The sequence below is a fragment of the Prosthecobacter sp. genome, from assembly GCF_044222345.1.
Classification (GTDB): Bacteria; Verrucomicrobiota; Verrucomicrobiia; order Verrucomicrobiales; family Verrucomicrobiaceae; genus Prosthecobacter.
Genome location: NZ_JBGANL010000001.1, coordinates 57,230 through 79,727 on the forward strand (window position 1 = coordinate 57,230; position 22,498 = coordinate 79,727).

At 59.9% G+C, this 22,498-nt stretch carries 17 protein-coding genes; 12 read left to right on the forward strand and 5 right to left on the reverse strand.

From position 1 onward, the window contains the following. Position 1 precedes the first annotated feature (1 nt). Genes ACILSL_RS00220 through ACILSL_RS00235 form a run of 4 tightly spaced genes read left to right on the forward strand, consistent with a single transcriptional unit; the run spans position 2 to position 5,901 of the window. Positions 2 to 1,483 carry a DUF1501 domain-containing protein gene (locus tag ACILSL_RS00220; RefSeq protein WP_395729973.1) on the forward strand — a complete coding sequence of 494 codons (1,482 nt, stop codon included), beginning with the start codon at positions 2 to 4 and terminating at the stop codon, positions 1,481 to 1,483. A 33-nt stretch (positions 1,484 to 1,516) separates the two neighbouring features. Next, entirely contained in the window at positions 1,517 to 3,346 is a 1,830-nt protein-coding gene (locus ACILSL_RS00225) for a DUF1549 and DUF1553 domain-containing protein (RefSeq protein ID WP_395729974.1), read from the forward strand. Beyond that, complete coding sequence (locus tag ACILSL_RS00230) at positions 3,336 to 4,754, forward strand: DUF1501 domain-containing protein (protein WP_395729975.1); 1,419 nt, start codon at positions 3,336 to 3,338, stop codon at positions 4,752 to 4,754. The genes ACILSL_RS00225 and ACILSL_RS00230 overlap by 11 nt, the downstream gene beginning before the upstream one ends. 55 nt (positions 4,755 to 4,809) lie before the next feature. Next, positions 4,810 to 5,901, forward strand: coding sequence for a lactonase family protein (locus ACILSL_RS00235; protein ID WP_395729976.1), 1,092 nt, complete (start codon positions 4,810 to 4,812; stop codon positions 5,899 to 5,901). A 33-nt stretch (positions 5,902 to 5,934) separates the two neighbouring features. On the opposite strand, the gene ACILSL_RS00240 is transcribed toward ACILSL_RS00235, so the two are convergent. Continuing rightward, on the reverse strand, positions 5,935 to 8,661 hold the full coding sequence (locus tag ACILSL_RS00240; protein WP_395729977.1) for a PQQ-binding-like beta-propeller repeat protein: 2,727 nt from the start codon (positions 8,659 to 8,661) through the stop codon (positions 5,935 to 5,937). A gap of 172 nt (positions 8,662 to 8,833) precedes the next feature. Here ACILSL_RS00240 and ACILSL_RS00245 point away from each other — a divergent pair, with 172 nt between their 5' ends. From ACILSL_RS00245 to ACILSL_RS00260, 4 genes are all read left to right on the forward strand, one after another. Further along, entirely contained in the window at positions 8,834 to 9,889 is a 1,056-nt protein-coding gene (locus tag ACILSL_RS00245) for a sialidase family protein (protein WP_395729978.1), read from the forward strand. 151 nt (positions 9,890 to 10,040) lie between these two features. Then, positions 10,041 to 11,435, forward strand: coding sequence for a Gfo/Idh/MocA family protein (locus ACILSL_RS00250; protein WP_395729979.1), 1,395 nt, complete (start codon positions 10,041 to 10,043; stop codon positions 11,433 to 11,435). A gap of 3 nt (positions 11,436 to 11,438) precedes the next feature. Continuing rightward, on the forward strand, positions 11,439 to 12,425 hold the full coding sequence (locus tag ACILSL_RS00255) for a galactose oxidase (protein ID WP_395729980.1): 987 nt from the start codon (positions 11,439 to 11,441) through the stop codon (positions 12,423 to 12,425). A gap of 32 nt (positions 12,426 to 12,457) precedes the next feature. After that, entirely contained in the window at positions 12,458 to 13,882 is a 1,425-nt protein-coding gene (locus ACILSL_RS00260) for a neutral/alkaline non-lysosomal ceramidase N-terminal domain-containing protein (protein ID WP_395729981.1), read from the forward strand. Between the two features lie 5 nt (positions 13,883 to 13,887). Here ACILSL_RS00260 and ACILSL_RS00265 read toward each other — a convergent pair whose 3' ends face one another. Beyond that, entirely contained in the window at positions 13,888 to 14,868 is a 981-nt protein-coding gene (locus ACILSL_RS00265) for a hypothetical protein (RefSeq protein WP_395729982.1), read from the reverse strand. A gap of 120 nt (positions 14,869 to 14,988) precedes the next feature. Here ACILSL_RS00265 and ACILSL_RS00270 point away from each other — a divergent pair, with 120 nt between their 5' ends. Further along, a complete protein-coding gene (locus ACILSL_RS00270; protein ID WP_395729983.1) occupies positions 14,989 to 16,326 on the forward strand; it encodes a hypothetical protein in 1,338 nt (445 codons plus the stop codon). On the opposite strand, the gene ACILSL_RS00275 is transcribed toward ACILSL_RS00270, so the two are convergent. Together ACILSL_RS00275 and ACILSL_RS00280 are read right to left on the reverse strand one after the other, a co-directional pair. Continuing rightward, the gene (locus ACILSL_RS00275) at positions 16,327 to 17,034 is read right to left on the reverse strand and encodes a DUF1080 domain-containing protein (RefSeq protein ID WP_395729984.1); all 708 of its coding nucleotides are present in this window, start codon (positions 17,032 to 17,034) and stop codon (positions 16,327 to 16,329) included. Next, complete coding sequence (locus ACILSL_RS00280; RefSeq protein WP_395729985.1) at positions 17,031 to 18,476, reverse strand: amidohydrolase family protein; 1,446 nt, start codon at positions 18,474 to 18,476, stop codon at positions 17,031 to 17,033. The genes ACILSL_RS00275 and ACILSL_RS00280 overlap by 4 nt, the downstream gene beginning before the upstream one ends. A gap of 309 nt (positions 18,477 to 18,785) precedes the next feature. Here ACILSL_RS00280 and ACILSL_RS00285 point away from each other — a divergent pair, with 309 nt between their 5' ends. Beyond that, positions 18,786 to 19,181, forward strand: coding sequence for a 3D domain-containing protein (locus ACILSL_RS00285; RefSeq protein ID WP_395729986.1), 396 nt, complete (start codon positions 18,786 to 18,788; stop codon positions 19,179 to 19,181). Between the two features lie 31 nt (positions 19,182 to 19,212). Here ACILSL_RS00285 and ACILSL_RS00290 read toward each other — a convergent pair whose 3' ends face one another. Continuing rightward, positions 19,213 to 20,589: a DUF1501 domain-containing protein gene (locus ACILSL_RS00290; protein WP_395729987.1), complete on the reverse strand. Its 1,377-nt coding sequence runs from the start codon at positions 20,587 to 20,589 to the stop codon at positions 19,213 to 19,215. Positions 20,590 to 20,754: 165 nt separating this feature from the next. On the opposite strand from ACILSL_RS00290, the gene purM reads away from it, so the two are divergent. Continuing rightward, positions 20,755 to 21,756: a phosphoribosylformylglycinamidine cyclo-ligase gene (gene purM / locus ACILSL_RS00295; protein WP_395729988.1), complete on the forward strand. Its 1,002-nt coding sequence runs from the start codon at positions 20,755 to 20,757 to the stop codon at positions 21,754 to 21,756. Positions 21,757 to 21,788: 32 nt separating this feature from the next. Further along, entirely contained in the window at positions 21,789 to 22,469 is a 681-nt protein-coding gene (locus ACILSL_RS00300) for an SGNH/GDSL hydrolase family protein (protein WP_395729989.1), read from the forward strand. Positions 22,470 to 22,498: the final 29 nt, after the last annotated feature.

Consider the following 22,498-nt stretch of genomic DNA (forward strand, 5'->3'; position numbering starts at 1 on the left):
CATGTCACCGCTGGAATACATCACCCAAACCCGTCGCGATTTCCTTGCGACGAGTTCCTGCGGTCTTGGCACGCTCGCCTTGGCTTCCTTGCTGCGGCAGGATGGTCTGCTGGCTGCGGAGGCGGACATCCCGGCTGATCCGCTCTCCACACGCAGGCCGCATTTCGCGCCGAAGGCGGAGCGCTGCATCTTCATCTTCCTCGAAGGTGGCCCCTCGCAGATGGATCTCTTTGATCCGAAGCCACTGCTCAACAAATACGACGGCCAGCCGCTGCCCGATTCGATCGTGGGAGATGCGAAGTTCGCTTTCCTGCAAAAGGACACCGCCACGGTGATGGGCACCAGCCGCACCTTTAAAAAGCACGGCCAGTGCGGCATGGAAATCAGCGATCTGCTGCCGCACATTGCCACCTGCGCGGATGACATCGCGCTGGTGCGTTCCATGCACACCACGCAGTTCAATCATCTCCCGGGCCAGCTCATGCTGAATTGCGGCGAATCCCGGCTCGGGCGCCCCAGTGTGGGGTCGTGGGTGACCTATGGTCTCGGCAATCCGTCGCAGGAGCTGCCTTCCTACGTCGTCATGGTCAGCAAAGGTCGCGGGCTGCCGGGCGGCAGTTCCACCTGGTCCAGCGGCTTCCTCCCATCATCCTATTCGGGCGTGATGTTTCGCAATGGCGCCTCGCCTGTTCTGAACCTGGGCAACCCCGCTGGCATCACGCCGGAGATGCAGTCTGCGAGCATCCGCGCCCTGAACGACCTCAACCGTCTTCAGCACCAGCACATCGGTGATCCTGAGATCGCGGCGCGCATCAACAGTTACGAACTCGCCTTCCGCATGCAGAGCGCCGCGCCGGAGCTGGTGGACCTGAGCGGTGAATCGCAGGCCACGCTGGATGCCTACGGCGTGAATCGCATTGAGCCGCCCATCAAGAGCAACCTCGGCGGCATCGGCAACTACCAGACCTTTTCGCGGCATTGCCTGAATGCACGGCGGATGGTGGAGCGCGGCGTGCGCTTCGTGAACATTATCCACGCCTCGTGGGACCACCATAGCGACCTCGATCGCCAGCTCGCGCACAATTGCGGAATGGTCGATCAGCCCATCGCCGCACTGCTCAAAGACCTCAAGCAGCGTGGCCTGCTCGACACCACGCTCGTCGTGTGGGGCAGCGAGTTTGGCCGCACCGCCTTGGGAGAAAATCGGAAAGGCTTCAAGAAAATTACGGGGCGCGATCATCATCCCTACGCCTTCAGCCTCTGGATGGCGGGCGGCGGCATCAAAGGAGGCCAGGTCCATGGCGAGACGGATGATTTTGCCTGGCACGTCGCGCGTGATCCTGTCTCCATCCACGACTTCCACGCCACCATCCTCCACCTCTTCGGCCTGAACCATAACAAGCTCAGCTACCGCTTTCAGGGCCTCGACTTCCGTCTCACCGGGGTGAACCCGGCCAAGGTGGTGAAGGGGTTGATTGCGTAGCTGCGATTATCGAGCGTAAAACAGGACTCCTGCGTGCGTACTATTCGGGTGCCCAACGCCCCGTTTCATATCATCACCACACTCCTGCTGCTCTGCGTCACCATGCAGGCGGGGGAGCCTGCGCCGATTGACTGGACCAAGGCGCGCCAGCACTGGTCCTTTGTGCCGCCCAAGCCGCAGGCACTGCCGAAGGTGAAGAAAACCACCTGGCCGCGTGAGCGTGTGGATCACTTCATCCTCGCGAGCATGGAGGCCGCTGACCTCACCCCTACACGCGAAGCCGATGCGCGTACCTTGATCCGCCGCGCCACTTTTGACCTCACCGGCCTGCCGCCCACGCCGGAGGAAGTACAGGCCTTTGCAAACGACACACGCGCCGAGGCCTACGCTCGTCTCGTGGATGGTCTACTCAGCCGCCGCGCCTTTGGCGAGCGCATGGCCGCCATGTGGCTCAATCTCGCCCGTTATGCCGAAGATCAGGCGCATCAGGTGGGCAACAATTCCTCCTTCGCCTATCCGAACGCCTGGCGCTATCGCGACTGGGTCATCGCCGCCTTCAATGCCGACCTGCCCTATGATGCCTTCGTGCAGAAGCAGCTCGCGGTCGATTTGATCGAGCCGCAAAACAAAGCGGATCTCGCTGCGCTCGGCTTTCTTGGGCTCGGGCATAAGCTGTATGCCCGCGGCCAGCTGGATGTGCAGGCGGAGGAATGGTCGGAGCAGGTGGACACTGTGTCGCAGACCTTCCTCGGTCTCACCGTGGCCTGCGCACGCTGCCATGATCACAAATTCGACCCCATCACCGCGCGCGATTACTACGCCATGGCCGGCGTCTTTGCCTCCATGCAGCTGGTGAACCTGCGCCCTGATGGCAAGGATGAGGACGGCAAAACTCTCGCCGACAAAATGGACCCCGGCACCCTGCACATCGTGCGTGATGTGAATCCGCATGATCTCCCCGTCTATGATCGTGGTGATGTGAAGACGCCCGGCCCCAATGTCCCGCGTGGCTGGCTGCAGGTGCTCAGCAAGGATGAGCCGGTGAAGTTTCAGCAAGGCAGCGGCCGTGCCGAGCTCGCGCGCCAGATCACGGATCCCAGAAATGCACTCACCGCCCGCGTGATGGTGAACCGCGTCTGGGATCTGCTCTTCGGCAAACCGCTGGTGCGCACCCCGAGCAACTTTGGCACCACCGGAGACAAGCCCACGCATCCTGAACTGCTCGATGACCTCGCGCTGCGCTTCATGCAGAGCGGCTGGTCCGTGAAGCGCCTCATGCGCGAGCTCGTCATGTCCTCGACCTACCGACAGGGAAGCAGCGGCAGCGCGGCGAATGCGCAGCTCGATGAAGCAAACGATCACCTCTGGCGTATGAACCGCCGCCAGCTCGGCATCGAGTCTTGGCGGGATGCCATCATGGCCACCGCAGGCACGCTCAGCCGGGAAGGGGGCTCCTCGCTGAATCTGGACGCACCCGTGCATCACAAGCGCACCATCTACTCCCAGGTCAGCCGTCGTGAGCTGAACAAGACGCTCATGCTCTTCGACTACCCGGATGCCAACGTCCATGCCGCGCGTCGCAGCACCAGCACCACTCCCACCCAGAAGCTTTATGTGATGAACAGCCCCTTCATCCTTGAGCAGTCAAAACAACTGGCCCGGCGCATCCAGCAAACTGGTGGCGATGATGCCGCCCGCATCCGCCACGCCTACGCACTCCTCTTTGCGCGTCAGCCCGAGGCGGAGGAACTCGCCATCGCCCGTGAGTTTTTACAACAGCCCGCCACTGAATCCGGCCCCAACGCGTGGGAGCAGCTCGCGCAGGCGCTTCTCGCCACCAATGAAATGCTCTATGTGGACTGATCCCAACCCCGCGCAGCTCACCCGGCGTGAAGCCCTCCATCGTCTCTCCGCAGGCTTTGGTGCCATCGGCCTTGCAGGCATGATGGGTTCGCAGGCGCAAGCCGCGGTAAAGCAGCAGATCACCCCGCGTGCCAAGCGGGTCATCTTCCTGTTCATGAATGGCGCGCCGTCGCACATCGACACCTTTGATCCCAAACCGGCGCTGAAAAAATACGAAGGCCAGCAGCCTTCAGGGAAACTTTACAAAGCGCCGAAGACCAGCGGCTTCATGTCATCCCCGCTGCAGTTTCACAAGTGCGGGCAGAGCGGCATCGAAGTGAGCGAGAGCCTGCCAGCCCTGGGCAGCATCATCGACGACTGCTGCGTCATCCGCTCCATGCACACCAATGTGCCGAATCATGAGCCCGCGCTGCTCATGATGAACACCGGCAATCTCCAGCCCATCCGCCCATCGATGGGTTCATGGGTGCTGTATGGCCTGGGCAGTGAAAACGAAAACCTGCCCGGCTTCGTGGTGCTGCGGCCCACGCCCAACATCGTGGTGGGGCCCGCGCTGTGGAGTAATTCCTTCCTGCCTTCGGAATACCAGGCCACTGGCGTCATCACCTCCGACATGAGCGTGGACAAGCTCGTCGCCAATGTGCGCAATTCAGCGCTCGCGCTCGCGCCCGCGCAGCAGCGGCGGCAGATCGACCTCATTCAAAAGCTCAACCACCTCCATGCGGCCAAGCGAGAGCAGGACCACGCGCTCGAAGGCCAGATCAAGGCCATGGAAACCGCCTACCGCATGCAGAGCGCTGCCAGCGATGCCTTCGACATCAGCCGCGAGCCCGCAAAGATGCGCGAACTCTATGGCGACACTCCTTTTGGCCGCTCCTGCCTGCTCGCGCGTCGTCTCGCCGAGTCCGGCGTGCGCTACATCAGCGTTTACTACACCAGCACCGGCAGCCAGCCCTGGGACACGCACAGCGACCACTACAAGAACCACCCCAAACTCTGCGCCGACAGCGACCGCGCCTCCGCCGCACTCATCAGCGATCTCAAGCAGCGTGGTCTGCTGGAAGACACTCTCGTCGTCTGGACCGGTGAGTTTGGCCGCACGCCCTACTCGCAGGAAACGCAGGACAAAAACAAGCAGGTCGATCCCATGCGCCGCGGTCGCGATCATCACCACACCGCCTTCAGCACCCTGCTGGCCGGTGGCGGCATCAAAGGCGGCCTCGCCTATGGTGCGTCCGATGAACTCGGCATGAATGCCGTCGAAAAGAAGGTTCATGTTCATGATCTGCATGCGACCATTTTGCATCAGCTCGGCCTCGATCATGAACAACTTACCTATCGCTATGCCGGCCGCGATTTCCGCCTCACCGACGTGTATGGCGATGTGGTGAATGGCATTCTTGCGTGAGGTATATCATTCCATTATGCGCTCTTTTACGTCCTCACTTCTAGCTGCTCTCTGCATGGCCACCGTTACCCTTTCGGCTGCCGAACCCGTGGTGTTTATCTCCGCGTTCGCCTCGGGGGATAAAGCTGGCATTCATGCGTTTCGCTTCGACTCGAAGACAGGCGCTTTGCAGCCATTGCATCGAACCACTGGTATGCAGAATCCGTTCTTCCTGGCGGTTTCGCCCGACCAACGCTTCCTCTATGCGATCAATGCCGAGAAGTTCGGCGGGGCGGAGGATGAATTTGTGGCAGCCTATGCTCTTGAAGGTCGCACCGGCCGGCTGAAGAAGCTGAACCAGCAGTCTGCGCGCGGAACGGCTTCGTGTTATCTTGATGTCGATGCCACAGGCAAGACAGCGGTGGTGGCAAATTACGCGTCAGGGAGTGTGGCGTCGCTGCCGGTGAAAGGGGATGGTCTGCTGGGAGAAGCTGCCACATTTGTGCAGCACAGCGGTTCCAGCATCGACCCCGAACGTCAGAAGGGACCCAATGCGCATAGCATCGTCATCAGTCCGGACAACCGCTTCGCACTCGCTGCCGATCTGGGCATCGACAAGATCCTGGTTTACCAGCTTGATGCGGCCAAGGCAAAGCTCACGCCAAATGAGGCCCAGCCCTTTGCGAAGATGCAGCCCGGATCCGGTCCGCGGCACCTCGCCTTTCATCCGAACGGCAGGCATGTGTATGTGATCAACGAACTGGCAAACACAGTGACGTGTTTTGATTATACCACCGCATCCGGCATGCTCACTGAGCGGCAGACCATTTCCACACTTCCTGCCGGCTTCACCGGCAAGAGCTACACCGCTGATTTGAAAATCACCCCCGACGGCAAGTTTCTCTACGGTACCAATCGGGGCCACGACAGCATTGCGTCGTACCGCATACGTGACGATGGCAGACTCACGCTGCTCTCCATCGATCCCAGCCTCGGCAAAGGGCCGCAGAACCTGCTCATTACCCCGGATGGCCGGTGGCTCCTCTGCGCGAACATGCCGGGGAGCAGCGTGGTCGTGTTTCGGATTGATGCCACGAGCGGGAAGATCACAGCCACCGGCACGCCATTCGAGATGCCGATGCCATCGTGCATCCGCTGGGTCCAGTAGGCGTTCCTAGCATTCTTGCAGAGCGTCGTGAAATCATTCCTGCTTGCGGGTAGTCCGCACCTCCCATGCAGGCGGCAGTTCCTTAGACTCCGGCCCATACGTCTGCGAAACGACAAAACCGCTGGCCTGCGAGGTGTAGAAGATGCGGCCGTTGCTCACCACCGCTCCGAGGCACTCGCGTGAGTCAATCGCAGGTCCTGTGGAGACCAGTTTGCCCTCTTGCGAGAGGTCGATCATGTCCATGTTTGCGCCCAGCACATACGGCTCGCTCATCGTGAAGCGGCAGCATGCATAATTCGTCAGGATGCTGTAGGTGACTTTGCCGGTGTTGCGGTCAAAGATGTTGCCCTTGCCGCGCAGTGCGTTGGAGAAGATGAATTTTTCGCCGACGCTCACCACGTTCAGTGCCGAGGTCACGGCATCGGATTTCCAGATGAGCTTGCCGGTGTTTGCGTCGAGGCACCACACAAAGCGGTCTTCCGTGCCTGCATCCGCCTTGTTGTACCCGCCGATGTAGAGCCTGCCATCGCGTGCGCTGAGCGTGCATTTGGCGGTGACGTAATAGTCGTTCGTCTGCCAGAGGATTTTGCCGGACTTCGGCTCGATGCAAACCGTGAGGCCGTTGTTTCCCACCGGTTGCCCGCGGCGTGCGCGCTGATCCGCGTCATAGCCGAAGAACACGGAGTAGTACAGCTTGCCATCCAGGATGCAGATGCCGCAGTCGTTACCGCCACGCCCTTGATCGGAAAAGTCTTTCTCCCACACCACCTTGCCGGTGTCGAGATCCCAGGCCCAGACATGTGGGTGGTGGTTCGTGGGGTAGTATGGATTGTCATTGGAATAGATGAAGCTCATCACATCATGTCCGTCGGTGGGTTTGACCGGTGCTCCGCCAAAGGTCCATGGCTTCTCGCTGCCCTGCGGCGCGTAGTCGCCGGTGCCGCTCGCATAGATCGCCACGTTGCCCGCGACGACAGGCGGAAACTGGCGGCTCCAGCTTGGGCTGCCTGTGAAGGGTGCTTCCCACAGCATCTCTCCCGTCGCTGCATCCAGACAGCGAACGAAGGATTTTTTCATGCCTGCCTGCGGGACCAAGAGCTTGCCGTCGATGTAGAGCGGCGAGGTGAAAGACAGATACACACCCGGCCACCATTTGCGCCACAGCAGCCTGCCCGTGTCCTGCTCGCACGCGATGATCTGCCCCTCGGCGGTGTGCGTGTACATCCGCCCGCCACCACACACCGGCAGATGTTTCACCGTGCCTTCCAGCCGCCGTGCCCAGCGCATGCGCAGCGGTGGCGCGATGCCCTGGTTGTTCGAGTTCTGCCCCGCGAAGTTTCCGTAGTTCGTGTACCAGTCGTATTTCGAATCGGCCAGTTTGCCTTTGAGCGGACTGCGCATCTCTCTAACAGCAGGCCCAGGCACACTGGAAGCACTTGGCATATCTGCTTTGAGCGAACCATATTTGGCAAGATAGCCACCTTCGCCGCCGACGAAAACACAACCATCAGCGACGGCCACGGGTGCTGAAATCGCACTCGTGCTGAAGCCTATCTTCCGCACTGGCTCCTTCCCACTCAGTGGGGCAATGTAGAGCGTTCCATCCAGCCCACCAAAGATCGCATGGTTCTTCGTCAGCACCGGTGGCGCGATGGCGCCTGCACCGCTGAGCGTCTTCATCTCCTTCGTGCTCATGTTATGCCGAATGAGCCCACGCTCCGTCTCCGGCTTCACGCGGAATACTTCCTTCCCGCGAATCGCTACCGGCGAGAAGCTCAGCAGGCCGTCCATGCGGATGTTTGTGTCCGTGCCCGGCACGAAGTCGCCGGTGGTCAGCATGGCACCTTCCAGTCGCATGATATCCACGCGGCCCGCATTATCGCGGCGGTGCCACTGCACATAAACGTTGCCGTCATCATCCGCGCTTTGTCCAAAGGTCGCGGGAAATTCCTTGCCGGACCACTCCGGAATCTCACCCGTGGCTTTCAGCTTCGGCGCAGCGCCCGTGTCTTCGATGAACAGCGTGCGGCCACCCGCAGGGATAACGACGGTGTTGCCCTTGATGAGGCAGATGTCTCGCGAGCAGACGAAGTGATCTTTCCATGTCACCCGGCCGTCGCTGGAGGTGGGCTTGGTTCCAGGCTTGAGCGTGGCCAGCATTCGCTTCTCGCAAAATTTCGCCCACTCCTCACCGCTCCAGCGGTTGCCGTCGAACCCGACCACTTCCTTCACGAAGTCCCATTTCCATTTCGTCTCTCCTTCGTTCGTGATTGCATAAACCTGCGCGCCGAGCGTGGCAAAATAGGCACGGTCCTTGCCGATGACCGGCGTGCTAAAAATCGGCTCGCCGCAGTCGATCTCCTTCACTACTGCGCCGGTGCTGCGATCCAGGACATAGTAAATGCCGGCCGTGGTGCCAAAGTGCAGGTGCCGGCCCACGATGGCCGGTGAACTCACGTTGTTCACATTCTGCTTCCCGCCCTTGCTTTGGAAGCGCCACACCTCCTTGAGCGTGGCGGCGTCAAAACAGGCGGCGCAGCCCGAGCCATCGACTACAAACACCCGGCCATCCGCGACCACCGGCGAGGTGTAGATGCCGTCTGTCATCCCCACCATGCCTTGCAGGCTGAGCTTTTCCGCGTCGATGTCGCACTTGATTGCGTTGCCGGAATGCGCCGAGTTGAACATGAACTGCGGCCAGTCCTCGGCGGAGGCATTCAGGACCAGGGCAAAGGTGGCGAGGGCGAGTAAACGATTCATGACCGTTGAATACGAACTTGGAGGCCTGAACTCGCAGCCAGATAACATCTTCTCATCCGGCACGTTCTTTACGACCATGACCTCCCGTTCCACTCGCCGCCATTTTTTTCCCTTCTCGAACTTGGTGTTGGCCGACGCAAAGGCGAAAGCCAGGCATCAAAATCAAATGATCATGCGTGCTCTCCTCCTGCTCGTCTCAGTCGCGTGCGGATTTGTCTCTGCCTCGGAGCCGCCCGCCGTCACTGTCGGCAACATCCGCCGGGTGTTTCACAACGGCGAGCACAATGCCTTTACGGATCTCGTTCGCTTCCGCGACAAGCTCTATCTGACCTTCCGCAGCTGTCCCGATGGTCACATGGTCTTCAACACCGCCTCGGTGATCATCATGTGCAGCTCGGACGAGGGCGCGACGTGGCAGCAGGTGCATCGTTTTTCCGTCAAAGACCGCGACACGCGCGATCCACACTTCCTCGTCTTCAAAGACCGCCTCTTCGTCTATGCTGGCACTTGGTACAGCGGGCCTGGCAAGATCGAACCCAAAGACTATGACATGAACAAGATGCTCGGCTTTGCGGTGTCTTCGGATGATGGGGTGAAATGGACTGATCCCACGATGCTTGAAGGGACCTTTGGGCTCTATATCTGGCGTGCGGCCGAGTTTGGCGGCAAGGCCTACCTGTGTGGCCGGCGCAAACCCGGCTATGACATTGGACCGAAAGGTGAAGGCGAAAAGGTGCAATCCCTCATGCTCGAAAGCGACGACGGCCTGATCTGGAAAAAGCGTGCCTTCTTCCAAGAAACGGGTGGCGACGAAACCGCTTTCCTCTTCGAGCAAGACGGCAGTGTGCTGGCCATCGGGCGCCACGGCGGCGGGAAGAACGCCCAGCTCATTCGTTCGAAACCGCCCTACACCGAATGGATCCGAAAGAGCCTCGAACGCGCCATCGGCGGTCCGCTCGTCGTGAAATGGGGCGACAGCATCCTCGTCGGTGGCCGCCACACGACGAAGGAGAACGGAGCCAAAACCTCGCTTTGCTGGCTCGTCGGCGATCAAGTGCAGGAGTTTGCTGAACTTCCCAGCGGCGGTGACAACTCCTATCCGGGCTTCGTTGCCCTCTCGCCGACGCGTGCGCTTGTCTCGTGGTATTCGAGTCACGAGAAGGATGCTGATGGCAAGACCATCACCGCGATTTATCTGGCTGAACTGTCCCGCCAGCAGCGGCCGTGAAGTGAGATGAAGCGTGTTCAGGCATGGCCTTGAAAGATCTCCGCAGTGGCCAGTTCAATTGAATGAAGCAGCAAGCAGGAATGCCTTTGTCACGTATTGATTTCTCACAATGCACGCTTCCACCCGCCGCCGATTCTTCGAAGATTCCCTCATGGCCGCAGCTGCCATCAGCCTGCCAGCTCCTCTGTTTGCAGTTGATTCAAAGCCAGTCAGCGCCAATGAAAAAATCACCGCTGCGATCATTGGCTGCGGTATTCGTGGCAAAGCCCACGCCAACGAACTGTCCAGGATCGCCGACTGCGATGTGGCCTATGTGTGCGATCCTGATCTGGATCGCGCGGATGAAGTGGCGGATCTCCTGGTGAAAGGGAAGCGCCCGATGCCGAAGAAGGTGCAGGATTTGCGCAAGGTGCTGGAAGATAAATCGGTCGATGTGGTGTTCATCGCATCGCCAAATCACTGGCACTCGCTCTCTGCGATTTGGGCGATGCAGGCCGGCAAGGATGTGTATGTCGAAAAGCCGGTGAGCCACAATGTCATCGAAGGCCGGCGCATGGTTCAGGCGGCGCGGAAGCTGGGGCGCATCTGCCAGGGCGGTACTCAGAATCGTTCACGGGGTGCTTTGGCCGCGGCGGTCAAATACATGCGTGAGGGCAAACTTGGCGAGGTGAAGCTGGCAAAAAGCATCATCTACGGCGGGCGTGGTTCCATCGGCGGGCCTGCCGAATGCGCGATGCCGCCGCGCTGCGACTACAACCTCTGGGCAGGTCCTGCTGCGATGCCGAAGCTCAACCGGCCGAAGTTCCACTATGACTGGCATTGGTTCTGGAACACCGGCAGCGGTGAGATCGGCAACAACAACGTCCACTCGCTCGACATCTGCCGCTGGGGCCTCGGTGTGTCCGGACTGGGCCGCAGCGTGCTCAGTTACGGTGGCCGCTTGGGCTACACCGACGTGGCCGAGACACCGAATTCGCAGGTGGGCATCTTCGACTTTGGCGACAAGACGATCATCTCAGAAACGCGCGGACTGAAATCCGCGCCGTTTCATCCCACGATCAAATCCATGTGGTTCTTCTACGGCAGCGAAGGCATCATCGCCGACACAAACCTCTACGATCCGAAAGGCAATCTCATCCGCGCCTTTGATGGTAAGTCCGAGAACCATTTTGCCAACTTCCTCAATGCCGTGCGCAGCCGCAGGCAGGGCGATCTGAAGGCGGAGATCGAGGAGGGCCACCAAAGCAGCGCGCTCTGCCACATTGCCAATATTTCATATCGTCTCGGTATGCAGACTTCGGTCAACGACATCGCGAAGAGCCTCGGCGAAATCAAAGTCCACGATGACGTGCAGGAGACGCTGGAGCGCACCCGCCATTACCTCAGTGATGCCGGTGTCGATCTGGACAAGACAAAACTTACCCTCGGCCAGCATCTCCGCGTGGATGGCGGCAAGGAGTCCTTCCTCGACAACACCCCTGCCAACGACCTTCTAGGCCGTGAGTATCGCGCGCCGTTCCTGCTGCCAAAGGAGTCGGAGATCTGATTTATGCGGCCGCTCCTTCTGCTTTTGCTTGGGCTCATCAGCCTGAACGTCTCTGCTGCCGAGCCCGACTGGGTGCTTGAATCCAAGGCAGCCTGGCAGGCGCGCGATTCGCAGGCGGAGTGGGTGTTCAAGGACCAGCTTTGGATCGGAGGCGGCTGGTTTCAGTCGTTTGAGGAACCGCCGCGCGATGTGTGGGCCTCCGGCGATGGCAAAGCATGGAAGTTGATCACTCAAAACGCGCCGTGGCTGCACAGCGATCTAGCGATGAGCACCTCTTTTCATGGCAAGATGTGGGTCATGGGCGGCTGGCATAAAGGCCGCCTGCCGGGTCATTCGGCGAGCCATCAGGTATGGTCCTCCGCTGATGGCGCGAAATGGGAGCAGGCCACTCCGAGCGCGGGCTGGTCACCACGGCTCGCGGCGGGTCTGGTGGAGCATCGCGGCCGTATGTGGATGCTCGGCGGCACGGGGAACTACTACTTTGGCGATGATGCGAGCCTGAAGAACGATGTCTGGTCGTCTGCTGATGGCAAAGAGTGGAAGCTTGAGACGACGAGGGCGGCGTGGTCGCCGCGCGCGTACCACCAGGCGGTGGTGCTGAACGACAGAATCTACGTGCTTGGCGGCGGGAACTATGTGCCGGGCTACCAAGCCAGGAACGACGTGTGGTCATCCAGCGATGGTGTGAACTGGACCTGCGAAACGAAGTCGGCACCGTGGGCACCACGTCTCTGGTTTAGCGCCACAGTTTACCGTGGGCGCCTGTGGGTGCTCGGCGGCTGGTCGAAGGAGAAAGACAACTTTGGCGATGTCTGGCACAGCATGGATGGCAAGAACTGGCAGCGTTTGGAAACGAAGACGTGCTGGAAGGCAAGGCATGAGCACTCGGTCTTCGTGTTTCAGGACAAGCTCTGGCTAGCAGGCGGGCATGCGAGGCCGCTTTCGAATGAAGTTTGGTCACTCAATCTGCCGGCGGATTGGAAGCCATGACAAAAGCACCTCTTCAGCGCTGTATAAGATTCATGCGACTGTTTCTCCTCTCCCTCTTTGCCGTTGCCACTCTGCATGCTGCGGATGCCCCCAAGGCTCTTTTGATGGCGGGTGCCGCTACCAGTAACATCACGCCGGATCTCGGTGGTGAGGTCGTGGGCGGTTTCCTGCCCTATCCCTGCACGAACATTCACGATGAACTTCACGCACGTTGTCTTGTGCTTGATGACGGCAAAACAAAGCTCGCCCTCGTCGTCTGCGATCTGCTCGGGCTGCATCGCAGCGTCTCTGTGGCCGCGCGGGAGTTGATTGAGAAAGAAACCGGCATCCCTGCGGCAAATGTGGTGATCTCCGGCACGCACACACATTCGGCGGTGAATGCCATCGGTGGACCCGTGCGCTTCTATACCTCCGACATGGAGTTGACCGGATATCAAAAGTTCGTCGTGCGCCGCATCGCAGACGGCGTTCGCCGTGCGATCTATTTGCTGCGCCCGGCGGAGATCGCCTTCGGTACGGTGGATGTGCCGGAGCATGTGCATATCCGCCGCTGGTTTCTTCAGGAGGGCAAAATGCCGCCCAATCCTTTCGGTAAGATCGACAAGGTGAAGACGAATCCCGGCGCAGGCAATCCAGCGCTAGTCGAGCCTGCGGGCCAGCCCGATCCCACCGTCTCCTTCATTGCCCTGCGTGAGCCCGGCGGACGTTTGATCTCCGTTTATTCGGCCTACTCGCTGCACTACGTCGGAGGGGTCAATGGCGCGGACATCTCCGCAGACTACTACGGCATGTACTGCGAGGCCCTGAAGCGCCTGCAGGCGGGCGGCAGCGATGATCCACCCTTCGTCGCGATGATGGCCAACGGCACCAGTGGTGACGCGAACAACATCAACTTCCGCAACCCGCAGCCACGCAAGAAGCCCTACGAGCAGATGCGCTACGTTGCCGAAGATGTGGCTTCGAAAGTCAACGCCGCCTTGGCAAAGGTAACCTGGCAAAACAGCGCACCTCTCGCTGCACGTTATCGTGAGCTCGACATCGCCTGGCGCAAGATTGATCCCGAGCTCATCGCCTGGGCCAAAGAAACCGAGGCCAACACTCCGCGCATTCAGGGCAAGGCCGATCTGCCCCTCGCCTACGCCGGGCGCGTTCAGCGTCTTGCGCAGGCCAGCCCTGCCACCAAGGCAGCAGTGCAAATCCTGCGCATCGGCGATATCTGCATCGGCACCACCCCCACCGAAACCTTTGCCGAAACGGGTGTCGAATTCCGCAAGCGCAGCCCCTTTGCCAAGTCCTTCATGGTCGAGCTGGCCAACGGCTACTACGGCTACATGCCCACTCCGCGTCACTTTGAACTGGGTGGCTACGAGACCTGGCCGGGCACCAACAATCTCGAACCCCAGGCCTCGGTGAAAATGATGGACGCCCTGATGGAGATGGCGGCGGAGCTCAAATAGCAGACTCAGGCGAGGGGCAGGTCCGAATGTGCATGGCAGTACTCATCATGGACTGCACGAACAGCTTCTGCTTCAGGATGCGTCGTTCGGCTGCCGAGAGTATCGATGAACCGGCATGAGGCATAACTGGGGGCATGCCGGTCGTAGGCTTCAATCCACTGCTGACGCAGAGCAAGATGTTCAGCGGGGAAGGGCCATTTGGATTTCGGCAGGCTGAGCGGCGCTCTGTATTTCATGCGCCAGCTTTTTGGGCTGACGCGTGCGCGGAAACAGCCTTGGATGGTGCATAGCCGCACAAACACCTTGTCGGCGCTCAATTCTGCCAGCGCCTCTCTGGCTGCCTCGCCAGCAGGATCGAAAACATCGTGCATGGCCAGCAACCGAAAACCGGCGGGCGTCTCATACATGCGCAGGTGCCAGGACGGATGGGCGGCGGAAAACGCGTGAATGGTCGCCTGTGCCTGCTCCTTGGCACGTGCTTCGGCCTCTGGGCGGCGTTTCTTGTTGATCTTGCCGATGACCAGCGATGCCAGCCAAGGAAGGCCAATGGCCAGGACGAAACCGATCAGCGCCGACTTTAATATCAAACCGGCCGCCACACCGGCCACGATCATTGTCAGGCATCCACGCAGATTCATCTGCAATGAAGGGTGCCACTCAGCATCCACATCGGCAAAAAATACATCGGGGGCGTTCAAACACAGTGAGCCGTAGCTGTTGCGTGTAATGACGGCGTTGCCATGCCGTGATACCACTTCCTCTCGAATAGGAACGCCGTCAGCACAGTCATAGGCCGCCTTGGGCTCCCGACGGCGGAGTGCTTCACCCGATTGGATTCGATCCATCGCCTCCTGCGCACGCTGGTCGGCCAGCGCTTGCGCGTCCGCCTGGCTGATGTCCGACCAACCCCATCGCCGCACGGTGATCTGGCGCGACGGCAGTTTGTGTTGCAGGCGTGATTCAGCCCAGAAGTAAGGAATGATCATGCTTAAAGCGTGGGGCTGGGGCGTTGCGTTGTCAAAAGACAGCTTGGAGAGGTGAATGATTGTGATGGGCAGTCATTGAAGACGGCTAACATGGACGTGCTCAATGCGTATGTGGTGAGCATGAAACTTTTTTGCCTCGCGCTTCTTCTGCTGCCTCTGACAACCTCCGCCGCATGGCTGGCGGGAGCGGCTAAAGCAGACATCACACCCACGGAACCGGTGCCCCTTGCAGGGTATGGCGGCAAGACTCGCATGTCGCAGCGGGTGGAGCATCCCATCTGGCTGAAGGCGCTCGCACTGAAGGATGACTTAGGAGCGACATCGGTGCTGGTGACGGCGGATTTGGTGGGATTGAGCGACAAGATGATTGCTATCATTGCGAAGGCGGCTCTGGAAAAGCATGGCATCCCAAGAGAGCGGCTGATCCTGAACACTTCGCACAATCACTCCTGCCCGGTGACGGCGGATGTGCTGTGGCTGTACTATGAATTCACACCCGAAGAGGCGGCGGTGAAGGATCGGTACACGGAGATGGTCTACGCCAAGTATGAGGAGGTGATCGGAGCGGCCATCGCAAACCTCGCGCCCGCTGAACTGGCGTTTGATCAAGGCCTCGCAGGTGTGGCCGTAAACCGGCGGCGCTCACGCGGGCCGGAGAGCCGCGCGCTGGGCGGGCAGGTGGATCAGGATGTGCCGGTGATCACCGTGAAATCCGGCAATGATCTCAAGGCCATCGTCTTTGGTTACTCCTGCCACACGACGGCGCTCGGCGGCCTCAGCATCAATGGCGACTACGCAGGCTTCGCGCAGCTTGAGTTGGAAAAGTCATTCCCGGGTTCAGTGGCCATGTTCGTGCAAAACTGCGGTGGCGATGCGAATCCACTGCCACGTATTCGTGGCAAGGATGTTGAAGCGATCGAACTCGCAAACATGTATGGAAAGGTGCTGGCCGAAGCGGTGCGGCAGGTGATCGCCACCAAGATGCCGCCACTCAACGGGCCGATTCGTGCTGCGATGGGTGAGACGGAGCTGTCGCTGCAGCCCGGCATCCCGCTCGAAGAACTCAAACAACGCCTCCCCAATCTCAGTGGCATGCCGAAACGCGAGTTCGAGCACTTCATCCGCCAATATGAGACACTCGGTTCGCCGCCGGATCTTGTGAAGTATCCCGTCCAAGTCTGGCGCATCGGCACAGACTTTCAGTTTATCGCCCTGACCGGTGAGACGGTGGTGGATTACTCGCTCAAATTCAAAGCAGCCTATGGTTGGAACAACACCTGGGTCTGCGGTTACAACAACGATCTCACGAGCTATGTGCCCAGCCTGCGTGTGCTCAAAGAAGGCGGCTATGAAGGCGTGACTGGCATGTTTGAATACGGCCATCGTGCGCCTTACACCGAGACCGTGGAGGAGCGAATCACAGCAAAGGTTGAGGAATTGATGAAGCAGACTAAGTGACTACTTTCCCACCACAGGTGCCGTCTGCTCCGGTGTCACCCTGCCGCCGGGCAGTTCCAGAATGCGGATGTTGCGGAAATGAATCTCGGCACCTTCGGACTCAAGACAGAGGTACCCTTTGCGCGCCGTGGACTGGCTGATGCCATTGACGAACTTGCCGTTGATCGACAGCTTCACCGTGCCATCCACACAAACGACATCGTAGGTGTTCCATTCGCCTTTGCCTTTGCAGCGCATCTCCCAGGACATGCTTCTTTTGCCACGTGGATTGTCCGGGATGCCTTCGAGTCCATTCGCGCCGAAGAGTTCGCCGGACACGTAGCCCGGATGATTCGGCAGCCCGTCTTTGCCGAGGTGCAGTTTCGGCCACTCCAGCTCCAGCATTTGCACCTCCATGCCTTTGGGCAGATTTCGGCCTTCAGGCACCGCGCCCTCGCTCCACACAAACACGCCGGAATTTCCACCCGCCTCCATGTGCATCCATTCGATGTGCAGGATGAAGTTTTCATACTGCTTCTCGCTGCGCATCACACCGATCGGCTTGCCTTTGCAAACGAGCATGCCGTCTTTAACACCCCAAGTTTCAGGGCTGGTGTTCACATCCGCCCAGCCTGTGAGATCCTTGCCGTTGAAGAGATCGCGCCACTGCGGGGCTTCGTCTGCGAGCAAGGCAGTGCCAAAGATTAAGCTTAGAAGAATGTGTTTCATGGAGTGATCCTTACAGCGCGTCCAGGACGGGCTTCTTTCACGAGGTTGCCATCCCGCACGACGGGAACACCGTTCACAATGACATGGGGAATACCGGCGGAAGGTGCTGTTGGTGACTCAAAGGTGGCGCGATCGATCACGGTCGTCGGATCGAAGACGGTGATGTCCGCATCAGCACCCAGGGCGATGCGGCCTTTGCCTTTCATCATCGGAACGTATCCTTCCAGACGCCGGGCGGGCAGGATCGTCATCTTGGCGAGTGCCTCCATCAACGGCAGCAGCTTTTTCTCGCGCGAGTAATGGCCCAGCACGCGGGCGAAGGTTCCCGCGCCGCGGGGATGGCCTTTGCCATCAATGAAGGGAACACCGTCGCTCGCGATCATCACCCCGGGATGTGCGATGGCCATCTCCACATTTTCATCCTTCATCATGTAGATGATCACCCAGCCGCCTTGTTTGCGGTAGCGCTCGAAACTCTCCTGCGTGAGCCGTTCACCGGTCGCGGCCCAGGCCAGATCGCCGTAGTCGATCTTGAGATTGTCCTGCCAGCCGGGATTGAACATCGCGGACTCCAGCACGGTGGAGGCAGCAGTGTAGGGGTACACTTCGGTGCTGATGTCCATGCCTGCGGCCTTGCTGGCATCGATGAGTTTCAAAACCTCCCTCATGGCGCCGATGGCGCTGCTGCCCACATGCACGATGTGCAACGCCGCGCCGGCCGTTTTTGCTTCGGTGATCGCCTCCTGGATTGCTGCGAGGCCAAAGGCGCGTGTATGCACAAACGCGGGCACCTTGCGCTCGGTTGCGATGCGAAACATGGACTCGATCTCGCTCGGTGCGGCGGCAGGCGTGTAGTTGATGCCAAAGCCAATGCCCAGCGCGCCCTCATCGAGTCCATGGTTTATCGCATCTCCCATGAGTTTCAATTCCTTGTCCGTCGCCCTCTTGTTCGCTCCATCAGGCTTCGCGCCGAGTCCCGCGACCTTGGCACGGTTGACCGCCCAGTGTCCGATCTCCAGTCCAGGATGAAATGCGGCAAAGCGTGCGGCGATGTGGCCCACCGTGGCTCCGTAGTTCAGCGTTGCCGTGCCTTCCATTGAACGGTACCACGCGGCCACCGGATACACTCCCGCTTCCAGGTCGAGCGCTGTGGTGACGCCATCACAAGCTTTGATCTGCATGTCGCTCGTGGTCTGCCCATGGGCATGGAGGTCGATGAAACCAGGCGCGACGACATGACCCTTCACATTCAGCGTTTCTTTGCCGGCAAGCGGTGTTTCGGAGATCGCGGCGATCTTGCCCTCACGAATGCCGATATGACGAACTGCGTCCAGATTTGTCGCCGGGTCCATTAAACGGCCATTATTGAGCACGAGGTCATATTCTTCCGCGAAGCAGTGGCTGACATGAAAAAACAACAGGAAGGACAAAAACGACCGCATGAGCCTAGAACGGCCTGCCGGGTTGATTTCTTCGGAGGGTGTTATTATGGCGTCTATGGGAAGGCGTTGAAGCTACAAGCGGTATAGGGCGCGCGAGAGTGGGGTTTCAAAAAGATCGAACATGGGGCTCCGATGCCTGTCTCATTCCTCACCCCAAGGCCCGCAAAGTGACGCGCCCATCCCAAAATGATTAACCTCCGTTTGTTCCTGCTGGCCGCGTTGTGCGCGGGTTGTGCTTCCTGCCAAAGTGTTTCCAAAGTCGCGTCTCGAAAGCTGGTGAGCCTGCGTTCCGGCAGCACCATAAGCAATGTGAAGACGACTGCTTACACCCAAAGTGAAAGCGATCACATCGTTTACGGTGCCAGGAGTGCCGTCGGCAATATCCTCAAGTTTGGTGCCGTGCGAAGCGCCGCCGCAGACTGGTCCGTTTACCCTGTCGGCACCGAATTCAAGATCGAGGGCGAGCCTCATGTTTATCAGGTGGACGATTACGGTTCGGCTCTCGTCGGCACCGGCACCATCGATCTCTACCGCCCGTCCAAGGCGTCCATGAACCAATGGGGTGCGCGACATGTGAACATCAAAGTGCTCAAATGGGGGTCGTTTGATCAGAGTCTTGCGATCATGAAGCCACGTGAGGGCATCAAACCCCACATCCACCAGATGGTCAGTGCGATCGAAGCCCGGCGTCCTCCAGACTCCTGATGCAGCGTGGACTGCGGCACGCCGCAGTGAATCACACCAGCTCTGCCATCACCTTGCCACCTTCGGCCACGATGGGGCGCGGGCGGCCCTGAGGGTCGATCCAGTTGGTGTTTTGTTCGATGCCGAGGTGGTGAAACACCGTCGCCGCGAGATCACCCGGCGCGACACGGCGTGTCTCGATCTCTCCACCATGCTTGTCGGTGCTGCCGATGACCTGTCCATGGCGCAGACCGCCGCCAGCCATGACCATGGACATCACACGCGGCCAGTGGTCGCGCCCGGCATTCTTGTTGATCACGGGACTGCGGCCAAACTCGCCCATCATCAAAATCAACGTGCTGTCCAGCAGCCCACGGTCTTCGAGATCGGTCACGATGGCGTGCAAGGTGCGGTCCACGCTTGGCAGCAGCGGTGTGAGCCCCTTCTTGATGCCACCCCACTTCACTTCATCACCATGATGATCAAAGTAACCCCAGGCACCGCTGACGGTCACAAAGGTGGAGCCCGCTTCAATGAGCCGGCGTGCGAGCAGGGCCTTCTCGCCGAGGCTGTCGCGCCCGTATTTGTCCCGCATGGCGGATGATTCTTCATCCAGATTGAGCGCGTGCTGCGCACTGCCGGTCATGAGCACCTCATAGGCCTGCTGCGTGAAGTGATCAGCCGAGGCGATGGATTCATTCGCACCGATGCCACGCTTCCACTGGTCCATTTGCTCGGCCAGATCACGGCGGCTGCCGAGCCGCTCGATGCTGAGACCCTCGACGAGTTTGAGGCGGCCTGACAAATCCTTGCCGCTGACAGGATTGAAGGCATTGCCCATGTGACCTGCGCCCCAGATGTCGGCGGGCAGTGAATCCGCGAGCGCCACATATCCTGGAATGCCGGGGGCATTGGCGCCACGGAACTTCGCGGCGATGGAACCCATGGACGGATAGCCGCCGCCATCCCGCCCATCGTTCGTGCGTCGTGCCAGCGGATTGCAGGCCTGCATGGTGATGGGGGTGTGATCGCTGGCACTGCAATCGACCGAGCGAACCAGCGTGAGCCGGTCCATGATCTTCGCGCTCAGCGGCAGATGCTCACACACATGGATGCCCGGTACTTTGGTCGGGATGTGGCCGAAGGGGCCGCGAATCTCGCTCGGTGCATCGGGTTTCGGGTCCCACATATCGATGTGGCTCGGACCGCCCGAGAGCCAAAAAAGCACCACATTCGTCTTCCGCGTGGCCTGTCCCGACGCTGCGGCGAAGGCCTGCTGCTGGAACAGCGAGGGTGCCGAAATGCCCGCCAGTCCTGCCAGCCCGGTCTGCAAGAAGCCGCGGCGGGTCGAGCCGATGCGCAGCAAATCGCCGCCCGCAGGGCTGAAAGCCTGCGGAATGCTCGGTGAGGGAGTGGCAGTGTTTTTCATACGTAGGAGCCCAGATGGCTGAAGAACCTACGCCGCTGGATGGTCGGCCTTGCTTCGGCCGGACAAATCCTTCCAGCGGGGGAAAGAGCGCTTGCAGGCCGCAATGGTGAGTTTCCGTTTGAGCCGCCCCCGCTTTCGGGCTAGGCAACCAGCCACCCATTTTCCATGAGCAGCCCCTCCGCACACACCTACAAACAAGCCGGCGTCGATATTCACGAAGCAGCATCGCTGGTCGATGACATCGGCGTGCTGGTGAAGCGCACCCAGCAGAGGCGGAAGCTGGCAAATCCCTTCGGTCTGTTCGCCGCCGCTTACGACCTCAGCGGCTACAAGCATCCCATGATTCTCACGGGCTGTGATGGCGTCGGCACCAAGATCGAGCTGCTGCTCAAGCACGACCAGCTCGAAGCCGCCGGCAAAGACCTCGTGGCCATGAATGTGAACGACGTTCTCACGACTGGGGCTGATCCCATCATGTTCCTCGACTACGTGGGAATCCCGAAGATTCAGAAGACGCAGATCACCCGGATTATCGCCGGCATGACCGAATACCTGGAGGCTTGCAATTGCATCCTCGCCGGCGGTGAGACTGCTGAGATGCCCGGCATGGTGCCCGAGGGCATGGTCGAGCTCAGTGGCTTCGCCATCGGAGCCTGCGAAAAGGAAGATTTGCTCGATCCCGGCACCATCGCCGCTGGTGATGTGCTCATCGGCTGGCCCAGCGCCGGTTTCCACGCAAATGGCTTCAGCCTCGTCCGCCGCATCATCGAGAAGGAAAACATCCAGTTCAGCGAAGACGAGATGCGCACTCTGCTGCTGCCCACGCTGCTCTATCATGAGCAGACCGCCGCTCTCAAAGCCGCGGGCATTCGCCCGAAGGCCATGGCCCACATCACCGGTGGTGGTCTGCCGGAAAACCTCGGCCGCATGTTCCTGAAGCGTGGTCTGGGTGCAAATCTTCGTATTCCATTCTGGCAGAACGATGTAGTGCAAAAAGTCCTGCGCCATGCGGACCCGAAAGACGCCATCGACACCTTCAACATGGGCCTCGGCTGGGTCGCTATCGTCTCCCCGGCAGACGCCGACAAAGCCCTCACCTGTGGCAAAAACGCCAAAATCATCGGCGAGATGGACACCAGCGCCGAAGTCCGCGTCGAGATCGTCTGAAAGATTGGCTGATTTGAGCAGTGAATGGAGGCATGCACCGCCTCCTTCCTGCTCTTTCCTTTCTTCTCATCGGCCTCCTCAGCGCGCCCGCGCAGCAGCCTGCCAAGCCCAAACCGGCTCCTAATCCGTCTCTGGCCCCCATCCAGGATGTCGCAGGACTTCCCCGCGTCCTCCTCATTGGTGATTCCATCTCCATGGGCTACACCCTGCCAGTGCGCAAGCTTCTGGAGGGCAAGGCCAACGTGCACCGCATCCCCACGAACGGCGGTCCGACCAAAAACGGCGTCGCCAACATTGCCAAATGGCTCGGCACCAGCAAATGGGACGTGATTCACTTCAACTGGGGCATCCACGATCTCAAGTACATGCCGGATGGCAAACGCCAGGTCGAACCCGCCGACTACGAGGCCAATCTCCGCAGTCTCGTTGCCACTTTGAAGAAAACCGGCGCCAGGCTGATCTGGGCCACGACCACGCCGATCCCCGAGGGCGAGCTCAATCCGCCCCGCAAATTCGGCCAGGTCAAAGAGTACAACGACATCGCCGCCCGCGTCATGTCGGAGAATGGCATCGCCATTGACGACTTGAACGCCCGCATCACTCCCAAGCTCGCCACCCTGCAGAACCCCCACGATGTGCATTACAGCCCCGCCGGCAGTGAATACCTCGCCCAGCAGGTCGTCGCGGAGATCACCAAGGTGCTGGCGAAGTGATGAGGGGGGTGCGGCTGGCCCATTCCACA

What these genes read in the sequence shown, in the direction of transcription:
- ACILSL_RS00300 (WP_395729989.1), top strand. Translation starts at nt 21,789, where the DNA reads ATGCACCGCCTCCTTCCTGCTCTTTCCTTTCTTCTCATCGGCCTCCTC.
- ACILSL_RS00220 (WP_395729973.1), top strand. Translation starts at nt 2, where the DNA reads ATGTCACCGCTGGAATACATCACCCAAACCCGTCGCGATTTCCTTGCG.
- ACILSL_RS00240 (WP_395729977.1), bottom strand. Translation starts at nt 8,661, where the DNA reads ATGAATCGTTTACTCGCCCTCGCCACCTTTGCCCTGGTCCTGAATGCC.
- ACILSL_RS00260 (WP_395729981.1), top strand. Translation starts at nt 12,458, where the DNA reads ATGCGACTGTTTCTCCTCTCCCTCTTTGCCGTTGCCACTCTGCATGCT.
- ACILSL_RS00265 (WP_395729982.1), bottom strand. Translation starts at nt 14,868, where the DNA reads ATGATCATTCCTTACTTCTGGGCTGAATCACGCCTGCAACACAAACTG.
- ACILSL_RS00270 (WP_395729983.1), top strand. Translation starts at nt 14,989, where the DNA reads ATGAAACTTTTTTGCCTCGCGCTTCTTCTGCTGCCTCTGACAACCTCC.
- purM (WP_395729988.1), top strand. Translation starts at nt 20,755, where the DNA reads ATGAGCAGCCCCTCCGCACACACCTACAAACAAGCCGGCGTCGATATT.
- ACILSL_RS00290 (WP_395729987.1), bottom strand. Translation starts at nt 20,589, where the DNA reads ATGAAAAACACTGCCACTCCCTCACCGAGCATTCCGCAGGCTTTCAGC.
- ACILSL_RS00230 (WP_395729975.1), top strand. Translation starts at nt 3,336, where the DNA reads ATGTGGACTGATCCCAACCCCGCGCAGCTCACCCGGCGTGAAGCCCTC.
- ACILSL_RS00280 (WP_395729985.1), bottom strand. Translation starts at nt 18,476, where the DNA reads ATGCGGTCGTTTTTGTCCTTCCTGTTGTTTTTTCATGTCAGCCACTGC.
- ACILSL_RS00250 (WP_395729979.1), top strand. Translation starts at nt 10,041, where the DNA reads ATGGCCGCAGCTGCCATCAGCCTGCCAGCTCCTCTGTTTGCAGTTGAT.
- ACILSL_RS00245 (WP_395729978.1), top strand. Translation starts at nt 8,834, where the DNA reads ATGCGTGCTCTCCTCCTGCTCGTCTCAGTCGCGTGCGGATTTGTCTCT.
- ACILSL_RS00235 (WP_395729976.1), top strand. Translation starts at nt 4,810, where the DNA reads ATGGCCACCGTTACCCTTTCGGCTGCCGAACCCGTGGTGTTTATCTCC.
- ACILSL_RS00255 (WP_395729980.1), top strand. Translation starts at nt 11,439, where the DNA reads ATGCGGCCGCTCCTTCTGCTTTTGCTTGGGCTCATCAGCCTGAACGTC.
- ACILSL_RS00275 (WP_395729984.1), bottom strand. Translation starts at nt 17,034, where the DNA reads ATGAAACACATTCTTCTAAGCTTAATCTTTGGCACTGCCTTGCTCGCA.